The sequence below is a fragment of the Scytonema hofmannii PCC 7110 genome (assembly GCF_000346485.2).
GTDB lineage: Bacteria > Cyanobacteriota > Cyanobacteriia > Cyanobacteriales > Nostocaceae > Scytonema > Scytonema hofmannii.
The window spans coordinates 9,151,555-9,167,195 of sequence record NZ_KQ976354.1 but is presented as its reverse complement, the minus strand read 5'-3'; the positions used below and the strand labels follow the sequence as shown (position 1 = coordinate 9,167,195).

Below are 15,641 nucleotides of genomic sequence, written 5' to 3'. Positions count from 1 at the left end.
TAGTTGTTAATTGTTAGTTGTTATTAGTAATGTTTTAATGAAAAGACGAAATTTTATTGACAATTTTTTACTATTTCTTGTTGGTTGTACGACAGTCAATACTTATAATAATTCTTCTCAAATATCTCCCGTAACTTTGCCTAAAAAGCTAAGATTTACAGTGACAGACGACAAAAAATTAGAAGAAATACAGCAGAGTTTTGGTGATTTTAAAACAGCACTCGAACAGGTATTAGAAACAACGGTAGAGTTTGTTCCAGTTGAAAATTACGTTGCTGCTGCAACTGCTTTACAGTTGGATCGGGTCGATCTTGTTTTAGTTGGTCCATCTGAGTATGTGATTATACGTGCAAGAACTAAAGCTATTCCTCTGACTGCTATTACGCGTCCAAATTATCACTCACTCATCATTGTTTCTCGCAAAAGTGGCATTAAGTCACTAGCACAGTTAAAAGGAAAAAAAATTGCTTTGGGGGATTTAGGAGCAGCAGGTAGCCATATTAGTCCTTTGAAGATGCTGATAGATGCTGGATTAAATCCTAAGTCTGATGTTGAAATTTTTAACTTGGGAGAAAAAGAGCGCTTGATGAGTTTAAAAAAAGGTGAAGTTCATGCATCAGCACTGTCAAACAATACATACGAGCGAGAAGTTGTAGAAAAAAAAGCAGAGAGTGAGTTTTCAATTGTAGCGCAAAGCCCGCTCTTACCCAACGATGTTTTTATTCTCAATAGCAAATTTGAGCCTGCTGTTGTGGAGCAGATTAGATCGCGCATATTAAAGAGTCAAGAAAAACTTATTCACGCTCTGAGACTTGGACGCAAAAACAAAAAATACAAACAATCCCAACTGGTTCCTGTTAATGATGCTGATTATAATATGATTCGTGAAGTTTATCGAGCGATCGGACAAGGTACATTTTTTTAGGGAGTAGGGAGTAGGGAGTGGGGAGTGGGCTGTTAAAACTTGAAAGTTGTCCGAATAACTCCCACAAAAATACTATCATTGTTGTTGTTATGTTCTGGATTCGTAATCACAAATAAGCCAGGGGTAATGGAGATTTTATCTGTAACTTGTAACCGATAAAAACCTTCTATGTGCAAAGAAGTCCCTGGATCTGATACCTGGCTGCTTTCTACAACTTTTGGTGGTATACCAAAAACAAGACCAGCAAGATTGCCTTTTCCTCCCAAGTCTCGTAAAGCTAAAGTTACAGCATAGTTCAAAATATCTGCGCGATCGCTACTCACTTCTGACTCTACAAATGAGTAGCCTACCCAACCAGAGACAGTAAATTTAGGGTTTATACGTATGCTTGTTTGTAAGCCAAAAGAATCTGCTGACGTTGCGACGTTACCAAAGGGTCTCCTAGCATTAGCGCTACCCGTGTTACCTGTAAGGTTGACACCACTATTACCACCTCCTGCATAGTAAGAGTGAACGTAAGTTAATCCTATATCTAAATTTTTGATTGGCTTAAAGGAGAATTGTGCCAAAGCACCATAGTTACCATTAAAAAGTCCATTTTTATCAGCAGAATCTTTGGCATCACTAGCGAGATAGGCTAAAGAGAGGTTAGTAGACTTGCTGAACTCGTAGTTAATACCTAACCCTGCACCATCAGAAGCTCGATAAATAGGGTTAAACCGTCCAAAACGAGAAATCCCACCGTTCCCAGAACTTTCTAAGGGATTGAAGGTTTCAACAAAATCATTCAATTTACCTTCAACAGCAACAAGGGTAACTTTAACTTTATTACCTATGGGAAAGTAATAGTACAAATCATCTAGCCCGACTTTGTTATCCTCATCTCCATCAAATCCCAAACGAGTCATTCTAGTACCTGTGACACTACCTTGAAACTCAGTCCCATTTCTGGCTTGTAAGCGGACTCTTAAAAGGTCTTTGCCAATAAAACTAGTATCAAAATTGAGTCGCAGGCGGTCGCTAAATATAATATTATTTTGCAAATCTGAGTTGTTATTTGAATTGCTGTCTCTATCGGCTGCATCATTACCAAAAACACCACTCACAGCAAAGATAGCTTCACCAGTGAGTTTTGTGGTGGTTGAAAACTGATTCTTTTGAGCTTCATCCGTGCTAGATTCTAACACATTTATGCGTTCGCGAAGCGGCTGCTTTGCAGCATCGCCCAGCTGAGCAAGTTCTGCGACAAACTCTTCTTGCAGCTTTTGAAGTGTGGCTAAATCTTCTTTAGTGACTAGATCGGCGCTTGTAGTCGTAACAAGTTCATTGACCCGATCTAAACAAGCATTTAACCCTGCCGCAAATTCGTATCGTGTTATTACCCGGTTACCGCGATAAGTACCGTTAGGATAGCCAGCAATACAACCATACCGTTCTATTAGAGATTGTAGTGCAACAAAAGCCCAATCTGTAGCTTGCACGTCAGATAACTGAGAAACGGAGGTGACTTGCAGTTGATTGTTTTGAGAAAAGTCCGCTATGCTATATGGTCGATTTTGCTTGGGGACTGATACTTCAGCTGTAACTGTTGAAAGTGAGACAACCAAGGTTGCGATCGTAACAGTGGGGCTGAGCAGCAAAGAATTTAGCCAAATTCTTGATATCACTTGCTCACACGTAATCCAAAAGAATAGATATATAATTTAGGAATTAACTGTTACAATGCAAACCGAATATCTACTTATATTTTTGACATCTGCTTTCAACTACTTACGTACAAAAGAAAAGATTTTATGAATTGAATTTCAAGAAATTAAGACTAATAGATGAAAACACTCTTTTTTAGGAAATTCCGTAATCTTACTGCTGTCTTAATATGGAATTACCAAATAACATGAATAATATATAAGATCCTAAATTATTCATGAAAAATTTTAAGTCATGTAGGGTGAGCAATGCTAGCCCTGTCAAGGCGGCTCATAAAATTTTGATTCAGGCGGCAATTCCTCATCTTTTTCCTCTGCGCCCTCTGCGGTTTAAAAATAATTTATTTAACCGCCGAGACGCAGAGTACACAGAGGTAAGAGGTGAGAGCGCCTGCCTACTGAGATTTTAAAAATCAAACTGGATTCCTACATATACAGCAAAATTCTGAATTTTAAAAAGCAGGGTTTTGGTCTTATGTGTAGGTAAAAACATCATTAATACTTCTTGTAACTCTCTTGATTGCTTATTTAGCAAGAGTTAAAAAAATGCTATTTCGCAGTTCTAGTTCTGCTTCGGAAAACCTAGAAAGCAAAGCTAAAGAGAAACAGTTAGGCTTAAAATCTTTCTTTGGTAAAATAAAAATCAATTACTTCATTAATAGTCTAAGTATTGCTAAAAAAATTGGTTACGGATATTCTGTGTCAATTGGTCTTGCTATTTTAGGCACAACGAGCGGGCTAGTCATCGCTGATTACTACGAAAAACAAGCTCAGATACAGTTAGAGCTAGCTTATCAGCAAGAGGATATGTTAAGAAATTTAGAAAATGCAGTGATGACAACACGATTACATCCTCAGCGCTTAGTAACAGTTATAGAAGATTCTGTTTGGTTAGAATTTGAAAAAAATAAATTTTTAGCTCATGTGGAGCAAGTTAAGATATTTTTATCGGAACTTGAGTTTTTTATCAAAAAAAATCCCAATCATTTAGCAGTAGAATATGAATATTTAACAAATATTTTACAAAAATATCAAAAAAATACAGAATCTTATAGTACTTTAATAAAGTCTTTTTGGGAAAAAATAGACTCTAATAAATTAGAGATGAAAAAGACATCAAGTAACCAGAGTGAATTTATGGTTATTATGAAGGGGAAGGAAGCTGCTCGCATCAATGTTACCTTTGAATTGATTTCAGAAGAGTTAAGTCGAATTTTAATCCGAGCTAAAACTCAAAAACAGCACGCAAATACCAGCTTTAGTCATGCTCAAGCACTGCGATTGCAAACTATCTTTGGAAGCATGCTTCTGTCAGTTGCCATCGCCGCAGCATTAGCACTCTACACTAGTGGGGGAATCGCCCGTCCTCTACTTGCAGTAACTGATGTTGCTAGAAAAATTACTCAAGAACAAGATTTTGATCTCAGATCCCCTGTCACGAGTACCGATGAAGTAGGTACGCTTGCAACCTCCCTCAATCAATTGGTGCAATGGGTAGGAGATTACACCCATGAACTAGAAGTTTCTCGCCAAACTTTAGAACAACGAGTAGAAGAACGAACTCAAGAACTGAAACTTGCATTGCAAGATCTGCAAGAAACCCAGGGTCAACTCATTCAAACAGAAAAAATGTCTTCCCTTGGTCAAATGGTAGCAGGAGTTGCCCATGAAATTAATAACCCTGTTAACTTTATTTATGGCAATATTGAATGTGCTAGTTGTTATTTTCAAGACTTACTTGATTTAATACATTTATATCAGCAGCAATATCCCAACCAGAACAAAATTATTGAAGAGAAAATTCAAGAAATTGAATTTGAGTTTCTCAGCAATGATTTATTTAAAATGCTTTCTTCCATGAAAATAGGCGCACAGCGCATTCGAGAAATAGTGTTATCTTTGCGAAACTTCTCTCGGCTAGATGAAGCTGAGATGAAAGAAGTTGATATTCATGAAGGCATAGACAATACATTATTAATTCTCAATCATCGAATTAAGCAGGAGATTGAAATTATAAAAAAATATGGAAACTTGCCTTTAGTTGAGTGCTATCCAGCACAACTCAATCAAGTGTTTATGAATATTTTAAGTAACGCGATAGATGCACTGATAGATGAAAATGTAAGTAGCAACAAACAGATTGCGATCGAGACATCAAAGTTAAATAATAATCAAGTAAAAATAGTAATAAAGGATAATGGACCTGGAATTCCTTCTGAAATTAAAAATAAGCTTTTCGATCCGTTTTTTACAACTAAACCAGTCGGAAAAGGGACTGGTTTAGGATTAAGTATTTGTTACAAAATTATTGAAAAGCACAAGGGCAACATTGAAGTGGTTTCAGATCTTGGTAAAGGAACCGAATTTATACTGACGTTACCGATTAAGTAGTTGTTAGTTGTTAGTTGTTAGTTGTTAGTGGTCACTGGTCACTGGTCACTGGTCACTGGTCACTATCCCCAGTCCCCAATTGCTCGTATCATGAAAATATAGAAAAGTAGCCAAATCTCAACGGCATAACATGGGCAGTATTTGGGAACTAGATTTTTACTCACGTCCAATAGTGGACGAAAATCAAAAAAAACTTTGGGAAGTCTTGGTATGCGAAAGCCCGTTAGATACGAGCACCAAAGTAGATTCTGTTTTTCGCTTTGCCAAGTATTGCCCCAGTACTGAAGTCAATTCAGTATGGTTGCGGACGGCTGTAGAAGAAGCCATTGAGAAAGCAGGTGCTTCTCCAAGGAGAATTCGCTTTTTCCGTCGCCAAATGAACAATATGATTACAAAAGCCTGCAAAGACCTTGGTATTCCCGCACAACAAAGTCGCCGGACTTTGCTGCTGAACCAATGGCTGCAACACAGGATGGAAGACGTCTATCCCCAGGAAGCAGGGTATCAAGCAGGAACTAATCCCTCAGTGCGTTTGGAAAATCCCTTACCCCAACGGTTACCAGACGCTTTAGAAGGACAGCAGTGGTCATTTGTTACCTTACAGGGTACGGATTTTGCTGAGATGCACGAGTGGGAAATTGGTTTTAGCGAAGCATTTCCTTTAGATCTCGTGCAAGTTTCCCCTGAAACCCGCATTCCCGGTATTTTGATTTTCTCACCCAGAGCATTACCTCTAGCGGCTTGGATGTCTGGTTTGGAGTTGGCGTGGTTGAAATTTGATAACAGTCAAGGAGCAAGATTAATCTTAGAAACTGGTGCTACTGAAAGCTGGATTTTGGCAAATATCAAAAATGCCAAAACTCTGGCAGAAGCTAAAGGTTTTGAAGAAGCAAAGCAGAAAGCCAACGGAGTGCATTTTATAGCAGTGCAGTCCAATCCGCAAGAAGAATCTTTTGCTGGATTTTGGCTTTTACAAGAGGTCAATCTGCCGTAAATTTATTTGGGAAACAGGTAATGGGGCATAGCGTATTGGGCATAGAGAATAGGTAAAACTTATCTACAATGCCCAATGCCCAATGCCCAATGCCCAATGCCCAATGCCCAATGCCTAATGCAAGCTAGCAAAAAACATGGAGCCTCAAAAATTACCTCAATATTCACTAGCAGAGCAATTGCTTGAACTTTCGGTAAAATCTGGAGCAGAAGCAGCCGAAGTGTATCAATCACTCTCGCTGTCTCGACCCGTGTTTTTTGAAGCCAATCGCCTTAAGCAGTTAGAAACCAGTCAATCAGAAGGTACAGCATTGCGGTTGTGGCAAAACGGGCGTCCAGGGTTAGCCGTAGCTTACGGTCCGGTGGAACCACAAGCATTGGTAGAACGTGCTTTAGCCCTAAGTCAATTGAATCAACAAGAAATAGTAGAATTAAATGGGAACTCCAAGCCTTTCTACCCAGATTTGGGGAAAAGTGTGCCTGTAGAAAAGTTGGTAGAATGGGGTAAAGAAGCGATCGCACTCGTTCGCGAGGTTTACCCAGATGTAATTTGTACTGGTGACTGGGAATGCGATGTGGAAACGACTAGACTTATCAACACTAGAGGTTTAGATTGTCACTACACTGATACAACTCTCAGTTGCTATATAGAAGCAGAATGGGTACGCGGTGATGATTTCTTAAGCGTTGCTGATGGTGAAACAGAACGCAATGACCTACAGCCTGAAAAAGTCGCTCAGCAAATTTTACAACGGTTGGCGTGGGCAAAAGAAAATGTAGCATCCCCTAACGGTCGCGTTCCAGTTCTATTCACGTCTAAAGCAGCAGATATGCTTTGGAGTACCGTGCAAGCAGCTTTAAATGGCAAAAGAGTCTTGGAAAAAGCTTCCCCCTGGGCAGAACGCATTGGAAAATTCGTGGTTTCTCCAACTTTAACCCTGTATCAAGACCCCCAAGCAGGACCCTATAGCTGTCCGTTTGATGATGAAGGGACTCCAACTCAGCCTTTAGTCTTTATTGAAAATGGTATTCTACAGCATTTTTACAGCGATCGCACAACTGGGCGTCAATTAGGCATTCCATCTACTGGTAATAGTTTTCGTCCTGGGTTAAATAGCTACCCCACCCCTGGCTTATTTAATTTTCTCATCCAACCCGGTTCTGGAACTTTACAAGAGTTGATTCAACATTTAGACCGAGGATTGATCGTGGATCAAATGCTAGGTGGAAATACTGAGATGTCAGGAGACTTTTCTATTAATGTTGATTTAGGCTACCTTGTTCAAGATGGTGAAGCGATCGGACGTATCAAGGATACAATGGTCGCTGGCAACGTTTATACAGTTCTCAAACAACTCGTTAAATTGGGCAGCGATGCCGATTGGAATGGTTCTTGTTACACACCATCTCTAATAGTAGAAGAACTTTCTATCACGGGGAAACAGTGACCAGTGACCAGTGACCAGTGACCAGTGACCAGTGCCGTGTTTTCCGCTATGATTGAAAATAAGGAAGGTAGGCTGAAAACCCACGTTAACTCAGAACTACAAATCATTTTTCCTGCCTGGTGAGACGACGCTCAGCAGGGCGTGCAAGTCCGGCATAGGCGGCGTAAGAAGCGATCGCAAACAATGCCATGACACTGGACATAGCGATGGCAGTGTGCCCATCATAAAGGAAAGCAACCAGTCCACTTGCGAGTGCGCCACTCAGCATTTGCAGAAATCCAACTACAGCACTGGCGACTCCAGCACTTTCTGGCACTGGCTGGATGGCACTGTGTATCGCGTTTGGTGATACGATCCCGCGACAGAAGGTATTGAGTATGAGTAGGGGGATGAGTGTAGTCACTTGTGCGACACCACTCACCGAAACAATCACCAGTGCTACAGCCGACGCAGTACCAATCACCAACCCCATAGTTAGCAACTTTGTAGGCGACACACCACGGATACTCAAGCGTCCGTTGAGGAACGATCCCACCATAATGCCAAAAGCAGTTGATGCAAATAGCCAACCGTAAGTTGTGGTTGAGACACCAAAGACATCGAGCATCACCAATGGCGATCCCGCTACGTAGGCAAACATACACCCAAAATACAGGGCATTGACAAGGGCATAGCCGAGACAAATGGGATTGCTGAGAATACGCCCGTAATTTTTAATGAGCCGAGATGGCTGGATGGCATTTAGATCGCGGTGAGCCAGCGACTCGCCCAGTCCAAAGGCAACGGACAGCAAGAGCAAAAACCCTCCCACAGCCAGCGTTCCATAAATCGCCCGCCAATTTGCGATCGCTATCACTAACCCACCAATTGTCGGTGCGATCGTTGGCGCTACACTCATGATGAGGTTGACATAAGATAGTTGGGCGCGTGCTGCTGCTCCTTCAAATAAATCCCGGACAATCGCTAGCGTCATAACCATACCCGCACCTGCACCTGCACCCTGAACTAAGCGCCAAGCAATTGTAAGAGTTTTAGCGAATTTACATAGTTCGGTTTTTTCCCACCTAACTACTGACCACTTCCAAAAAACTGTAAGGAGAAATCTTCACGCACTTGCGTATGATTTAGTCCGCGTCGGCGGACGAGCGTTTGTATAGCCGTGATTTCTAATCGCCCGGTTTAATCCCAATCTCCACTCCCCACTCCCCACTCCCCAATCTACTTAATTTGATGAAAATGACTTTGGTAGTAGAAAATGGGTATATTCCTAATCCTGCCTGTATGTAAATTTTTATGTCGCCTCCTTTACTTACTAAATCCTTCCGTGCATTTTGGCAACCAAGAAGAGGTTTAGCAATTGCAGAAGCGTCAGTGATTGGTTTGGTTGCAGCTTTATCCGCAGTCTTCTTCAAAGTGGGATCGGGATGGTTGGGGACTTGGCGAGTCCAAAGTTCCCATATTCTTCCAGCTTGGTTGGTTTTACCCATCATTGGTGTGAGCTTTGGGTATCTTGCTGGGTTATTGGTAGAAAGGTTAGCACCCGAAGCATCCGGAGGCGGTATTCCTCAAGTAAAAGCGTCGCTTGCTAACGTACCTGTAACACTATCGTGGCGTGTTGCTGCTGTGAAGCTTGTCAGTGCAACCATTGCTTTAGGGTCGGGTTTAACCCTCGGTCGTCAAGGTCCTACCGTTCATGTTGGGGCGGCGTTAGCTGCGGGGATGAGTCGCTGGGTTCCGACTTCTCCCGATCATCGACGACAAATGATCGCAGCTGGTGCTGGTGCGGGATTGGCTGCAGCTTTTAATGCTCCCATTGCAGGAGTATTGTTTATCGTAGAGGAATTGCTCCAAGATTTATCAGGACTGACTTTAGGAACGGCTATTATTGCTTCGTTTATTGGTGGGGTCGTCTCGCGGTTGTTGGGTGGACGAAGTTTGGAACTGAGCCTGGAGTTAGCTAAATCTTCTAGCAGCTTTTCTCTGCCAGAAATACCTTTTTACCTGATTTTGGGAATTTTAGCAGGATTGCTCGCAGGTTTGTTTAATCGGGGGTTAATTGCAAGTATCAGTGTATACCGTAAACTTCATATCAGTTTACCTTTGAGGGTCGCTTTAGCAGGTTTGATATCAGGTTTGGTAGTTGCAATGCTACCCGTTCCTTTCCGGAATAATACTGGATTGCGGGAGTTTGTGATTACAGGTGGAGTCGATCCTCTCATAGCAGTGCTGGCTTTTGTGGCTCAATTCATCCTAACTTTAGTCGCATTTGGTTCGGGCGCGCCTGGAGGATTGTTTGCTCCTAGTCTAATTCTAGGTTCTTGTTTGGGCTACATCATTGGTGTTTTTCAGTCATACGTTTTGGGAAGAGGGGATGCTACGACTTACGCACTAGCGGGAATGGGAGCATTTTTTAGCGCTGTCTCTAAAGTACCAATCACAGCAATTGTGATTGTGTTTGAGATGACAACAGATTTTAATTTAGTTCTGCCGTTGATGATTGGTTCAGTGACTTCTTACCTAGTGGCTGAAAAAATCTTGCCAGGATCTTTGTATGACAGACTTTTACAGCTAAATGGTATCAATATCCAAAAACAAGCCCCTATTGAGGAAGTCTTAACAAAACTGACAGCAAAAGACGTGATGCAACAACGGGTAGAAACTCTTGAGGCAGAAATGACTCTAGAAGAAGTGGCAGAGATTTTCTCCCGTTCTCATCATCGAGGTTTTCCAGTGGTGGAAGACAGCAAACTAGTGGGTATTATTACTCAAAGCGATTTACTGAAAATGCGCGACAAGCCAAAGGATTCTCCTTTAAGGGATATTATGACAGGCGATCCGTTGACGGTGAATCCCACTCATAACCTCAGTAATGTACTGTACTTACTAGATCGCTACCAAATTAGTCGTTTACCAGTTGTTGAAGGGCGCAGACTTATTGGTATCATTACCCGTGCTGACATTATTCGGGCAGAAGCAAAGTATCTCAATGCCGAAAATAAGCAGTCAGGACCGCGATTGGAACCTTCTTATGTTGTGTATCAAACACGATCGCCCAGTACTGGTAGCGGTAGGTTATTAGTCCCAATTGCCAATCCAGAAACCGCCGGTACACTCTTGGAAATGGCAGCAGCCATCGCCTGCGATCGCCATTATGAAATAGAATGCGTACAAGTCATGCTGGTTTCCCGTCACAGTTCTACCACCGAAACACCTGTAAAAACAACAAAAAGCCGTCGTCTCCTGCGCTTAGCAGAGGCTATGGGGAAAAAACGCAAAATTCCCATACATACACAAATCCGGGTTACCCACGATATAGCCCATGCAATTCTAGAGACAATTAAAGAAAGACATATCGACCTAATTTTAATGGGGTGGAAGGGTAACACTTCCACCCCAGGTCGTATTTTTGGCAACGTTGTAGATACTATAGTTCGTCAAGCAACCTGCGAAGTTATGGTAGTAAAGTTAGGGACAACTCAAGAGTCAATAGTTAACGGTCATCAACTCCCACTCCCCACTCCCCACTCCCCACTCCCTACTCCCTTCAATCGCTGGTTAGTCCCAATGGCTGGTGGTCCTAATGCATGGGTTGCAATTAAATTGCTACCTGCTTTAGTCACATTGGGGAATAACCCAAAAATTCGTCTCACACGGGTGTTTAAGCCATCAGAAGAAGCACCAGATATGACCGTTTTAGAAGAAGCAATCCGCCAACTTATCCGCCGTCGCAAATTAGCAAGTACCGTAATTGCTACTCCAGTGAAAGCTGAGTCTGTTTCTGAAGGAGTTATTAGCTTAGTCAAAAAAGAACATTATGATGTTGTTATTTTAGGTGCTTCTCGTGAAGGGATGCTACAGCATGCTATTAACGGCAATATTCCAGAAGCAATTGCTTCTGGTGTGGATATTACAGTCATTTTGGTAAGGGGAGCACTTACAAATTAAGCAAGTTTTTGAATACTTTATTTTTCAATCAATTCTTGGTATAATTAGATGTTTTGCACTTATATATCTGTATTGTTCTCAAGAGAAAGATAGGTATTAAAAATCACAATTATCTTTTTTTGTTGAATGAAATATTAAAATCGTAATGCAGTATAATATGCTCTAGTAATATGTTTTGATTCCCCTTTGAGCCCAGGATCGATCTTTGTACGTGACGGAGTTAATATCACTTCTTAAAACCCAGGAAGCATAGCATCACTATGAAAGCTAAAATGTTTGCCAAGATTCTAGCTGCAAGTGCGATCGCACTCGGTAGCACTGTAACCATGGCTCGACCTATCCGTGCTCAAACGACAACATACTTTTGTGCGTCCAATAAGGATGGCGTCCCCACCACATATGCTCGAACCGCAACAGGAAAGAAAATTGCACTCATTAGTTGGAAGAGAACCTGGAGTCATACATATTCTGCTAAAGCCCGGTGTGAGTTAGTTTCCGCTCGGTTCCAACATGCCTCTCAAGATGGCGTGCTCAATTATCTCACGACTGGATTTATGAATGGTCAAACAGTTTTGTGTGCTGCTAGCCGATATGGCGATACCTGTAGCCACTTACTTCTTACCCTAAGACCAGAGGACAATGCCAGCCTAGTTATTGAAAACCTGAGACAAATGGGATATACAGCCAGTGGTCCAATCGTACAATCAGAGGAAGTGTCTCCCCATATCTATATTGATATGAATCAGCTCTTACGGGAACAACTGTCTCATATTGAGTAAAGTATTTTTGTTTCCTAATATTTTTGCGTAGTTCCCAACCAGGAGATAGGGGAATCATAAAGAGAACCCTATTTTCCCACATTTTTATTAGAGACGAGGCTAGAGTTATGGGACACGAGCAAACAAATCATCGTTTTCTGACTTTCCGCATCTGGATAAGTACATTGTTGATGTTACCAGTACAGGATTGTTACTTAAGTGTTTCTACCCCTACAGTTTTTGCCATACAGCAATCTTCCAGGTTGTCCTCAAGACAACTGCAAAAGCTGGCTCAATCTATCACAATCAGCATTGTCTCCGGAGAAAGAGGCGGATCTGGAATTCTGATTCAGAAAGAAGGGGATCTGTATACAGTTTTAACCAGTCAGCACGTTGTAGATGCGGGAAAAGCTCATCTAATTTATACCAACGATGGTCAAAGCTACCCTGCTGAGTTGGTGAAAGGGGTAAATTACAATCATCTGGATTTAATTTTATTACGGTTTCGTTCAACTAAAAACTATATCACAGCTCCTATAGGCAATTCATTGACTTTGAAAGAAGGAGATGAAGTATTTTCTGCTGGTTTTCCTGTTGAGGGTCATTCGTCTCAGGTAAAACGGTTGGTGTTCAGGACGGGACGCGTCTCTCTGCTTTTACGACGTCCTTTGAAAGGAGGTTACCGAGTTGGGTATACCAATGAAATTGACAAGGGTATGAGTGGAGGACCGATGCTCAATAGTGCGGGGAGAGTTGTTGGTATCAATGGTATCCACGCTCAACCCCTATGGGGCGATCCTTACGTATATGAAGATGGCTCTCAGCCCAATGATGCTTTACGCGATCGCATGAGAAGATCGAGTTGGGGAGTGCCTATTGAGACACTAGCTCGGCTAGAACCACCCATGATGACACCAAAGCATTTGCAAAATCAGCCAAGAGGTAGGAGAGCGACAACCAAACCCATACCTCCTGCTACAAGTCTAGTTGACAATCTTGCCAAAGAAATTACAGTGCAGATCGCTTGGCAAAATAGCCATGGAGCGGGAGTTATTGCTGCAAAAGAAGGTAATAAATACTACGTCCTCACGGCAGGACATGTGGTTCGTGGTAGGAACGAACTAAAAGTTGTCACTCACGACCAAAAGCAATACTCTGTAGACATGAAGGCAGTGAAAACCTGGGAAGGGACAGATCTAGCTCTGTTACAGTTTATTAGTAATAACACTTATCAAGTGGGTGTTCTGGCTGACTACGACTTGGGTAATGAAGATAGAGTCGTTTTTGTCTCTGGGACACCTGTATCAAAAAAGACTGTGGAACAATCAAACCGTCAGTTTAGCGTGGGATTGTTGTACGGAGGGGGAATCGAACGCGCCAAGGATGCTCGTTCTTTTGCTTTTGGATATGATTTAATTTATACCAATTCCACTAGCAAAGGCATGAGCGGTAGCCCCGTGTTGGACAGCTTGGGTCGAGTCATTGGCATTCACACAGCAGCAGAAGGAGACCCAACTTTAATTAAACAGAAAACAGGTGAAGAACGAGAAATCCAATTGGGATACAGTTTGGGTGTACCCATCCGCACGTTTCTGGCATTAATGCAACAGGACAAACAACAGATTAGCTTTAAAATACAGACTTCTCTACCACCGCGACTGAGCGCTCCACAATTAGATGAAATGATGACATCTTCTTTTAATTTAGAACCACCAGGAAGCGGCTCGGATGAATTTGATTGGCTCAGTTATGGTAACAAACTACTGCGATCGCAAAAATACGAAAAAGCATCTACTGCTTTTGAGCGAGCAATACATATCAAGCCAGACTTTTATCAAGCTTGGTATGCAAAGGGAAGAGCGCAACGTTTGCAACGGAGATATAAAGAAGCATTGGTATCTTTTAATCAAGCAACCTCATACAATCCCACATACGATCCAGCATGGCGCGAACTGGGGGATACCCTTTTTGCTTTAAATCGATACGAAGAAGCACGTCTAGCTCTAGAAAAAGTGGTTGAACTCAAGCCAGATGAGTTTATGGCTTATCGAGGACTGTGTAACGTTTTGGGTGAATTAGGAAATTACGCACAAGCCATTAAAGCTTGCGATCGAACTATCAAAATTAATCCCCAACCGTTGCAGTATATTCTTCGGGGTGAAATCCATAGAAACATGGGAGATATTCAAGAAGCCATTAAGAATTTCGACACAGCTTTGCGCCTTCAGCCCGATAACCCCTTTGCATATCAACAAAAAGGTGTAGCAAAGTCTCAAGAAGGAAATTATCAAGGAGCACTTGCAGATTTAAATAAAGCGATAAGTCTTCACCCTGACAATGCCTATGCCTATGGGGAGCGAGGAGTGGTCTATGCTCAAATGGGCAATAGGTTGGCATTTATAGAAGATTTTAACAAAGCTACGCGCCTTGAACCTGACTCTGCCTCTATCTATAGTAAACGGGGTCTTGCTCGCTATCATCTCCAAGATTTTAAGGAAGCCATTGAAGATTACACTACAGCGATTGGCTTTGCGCCAGAATCAGCTCATATCTATTACAAAAAGCTGGGTGATGTCAGAACGGCACAGAAAGATTTTGAGGCAGCTAGCAAAAATTATACCGAAGCAATACGCTTGCAACCAAACTATACTCCTGCTTATGTTGGGCGGGGAATTGCCCGTGCTAGAGTCGGAAACCATCTGGGAATGCTTGAGGACTTTAATCAAGCTTTGAGTTTACAGCCAGATAATGCTTGGTTGTACAGCTACCGGGGAGATGCTCGGTTTATTTTAAAAGATTCCCAAGGGGGAATGGAGGACTATAGTAAGGCGATCGCTCTGTTTCCCCAACTTGGATATCTGTATTATATGTTGCGCGGTAACGCTCGACAGGAACAGAAAGACTACAAAGGAGCGATATCAGACTATAATGAAGCACTTAGTCTCAAACCAAACTTTGCTCTAGCCTACAACAACCGGGGACTGGCGCGTGTTGCTTGGGATGAAAATGGTGCGATAAGCAGGGTACGGCTTGCGCCAGGGGCGATCGCATCTGTTTCATCGGGGCTGTACATTAATTCAAAACAATCAGGCGGAACGCAGAAAGATTACGAGCGTGCGATCGCTGATTTCACCGAAGCAATTCGCTATAAGCCAGATTTTGCCCTTGCTTATAATAACCGAGGTTTTGCCCGTTATGCTCAGAAGGATTATGAAGGAGCACTTGCTGATTACAACCAGGCAATCCAGCTCCATCCTAAAAATGCTTTACTCTATATCAGCCGTGCTTTTGTGCGTTCCGCTCGCAAAGATGATAAAGGAGCAATTGAGGATTTCAACCAAGCGGTTCGTTTGAAGCCAGAATTAGTTGACGCTTACAAAGACCAAGGTTTTGCTCGTCCTTTGCAAAAAAATTAATATGATTAACCGCAGATGGATGCAGACGAACGCAGATGTTCTTGTCTTTTATCTCTGTC

General features: G+C 42.1%; 9 protein-coding genes. 7 read left to right on the top strand and 2 right to left on the bottom strand.

Features of this window, described 5'->3' with window-relative positions:
- Nucleotides 1-37: 37 nt before the first annotated feature.
- The gene (locus WA1_RS38715; protein WP_017749919.1) at nucleotides 38-925 is read left to right on the top strand and encodes a phosphate/phosphite/phosphonate ABC transporter substrate-binding protein; all 888 of its coding nucleotides are present in this window, start codon (nucleotides 38-40) and stop codon (nucleotides 923-925) included.
- Nucleotides 926-957: 32 nt separating this feature from the next.
- On the opposite strand, the gene WA1_RS38710 is transcribed toward WA1_RS38715, so the two are convergent.
- Nucleotides 958-2,592: an iron uptake porin gene (locus tag WA1_RS38710; protein WP_026135365.1), complete on the bottom strand. Its 1,635-nt coding sequence runs from the start codon at nucleotides 2,590-2,592 to the stop codon at nucleotides 958-960.
- Nucleotides 2,593-3,177: 585 nt separating this feature from the next.
- On the opposite strand from WA1_RS38710, the gene WA1_RS38705 reads away from it, so the two are divergent.
- The 3 genes from WA1_RS38705 (at nucleotide 3,178) to WA1_RS38695 (ending at nucleotide 7,463) form a co-directional block, all read left to right on the top strand.
- A complete protein-coding gene (locus WA1_RS38705) occupies nucleotides 3,178-5,022 on the top strand; it encodes a sensor histidine kinase (protein ID WP_017749917.1) in 1,845 nt (614 codons plus the stop codon).
- Between the two features lie 130 nt (nucleotides 5,023-5,152).
- Nucleotides 5,153-6,016 carry a Tab2/Atab2 family RNA-binding protein gene (locus WA1_RS38700; RefSeq protein ID WP_017749916.1) on the top strand — a complete coding sequence of 288 codons (864 nt, stop codon included), beginning with the start codon at nucleotides 5,153-5,155 and terminating at the stop codon, nucleotides 6,014-6,016.
- Nucleotides 6,017-6,152: 136 nt separating this feature from the next.
- Nucleotides 6,153-7,463 carry a TldD/PmbA family protein gene (locus WA1_RS38695; protein WP_017749915.1) on the top strand — a complete coding sequence of 437 codons (1,311 nt, stop codon included), beginning with the start codon at nucleotides 6,153-6,155 and terminating at the stop codon, nucleotides 7,461-7,463.
- Between the two features lie 103 nt (nucleotides 7,464-7,566).
- On the opposite strand, the gene WA1_RS38690 is transcribed toward WA1_RS38695, so the two are convergent.
- Nucleotides 7,567-8,484: an MFS transporter gene (locus WA1_RS38690; RefSeq protein WP_272819466.1), complete on the bottom strand. Its 918-nt coding sequence runs from the start codon at nucleotides 8,482-8,484 to the stop codon at nucleotides 7,567-7,569.
- 272 nt (nucleotides 8,485-8,756) lie between these two features.
- Between WA1_RS38690 and WA1_RS38685 the strand changes: the two genes are divergently transcribed.
- The 3 genes from WA1_RS38685 to WA1_RS38675 all read left to right on the top strand — a co-directional run bounded on the left by WA1_RS38685 (nucleotide 8,757) and on the right by WA1_RS38675 (nucleotide 15,582).
- Nucleotides 8,757-11,408 (top strand): chloride channel protein, encoded by a 2,652-nt coding sequence (locus WA1_RS38685; RefSeq protein WP_026135364.1) that lies wholly within the window; start codon nucleotides 8,757-8,759, stop codon nucleotides 11,406-11,408.
- Nucleotides 11,409-11,668: 260 nt separating this feature from the next.
- Nucleotides 11,669-12,187 carry a COP23 domain-containing protein gene (locus WA1_RS38680; RefSeq protein WP_017749911.1) on the top strand — a complete coding sequence of 173 codons (519 nt, stop codon included), beginning with the start codon at nucleotides 11,669-11,671 and terminating at the stop codon, nucleotides 12,185-12,187.
- A 107-nt stretch (nucleotides 12,188-12,294) separates the two neighbouring features.
- Entirely contained in the window at nucleotides 12,295-15,582 is a 3,288-nt protein-coding gene (locus WA1_RS38675; protein WP_017749910.1) for a serine protease, read from the top strand.
- Nucleotides 15,583-15,641: the final 59 nt, after the last annotated feature.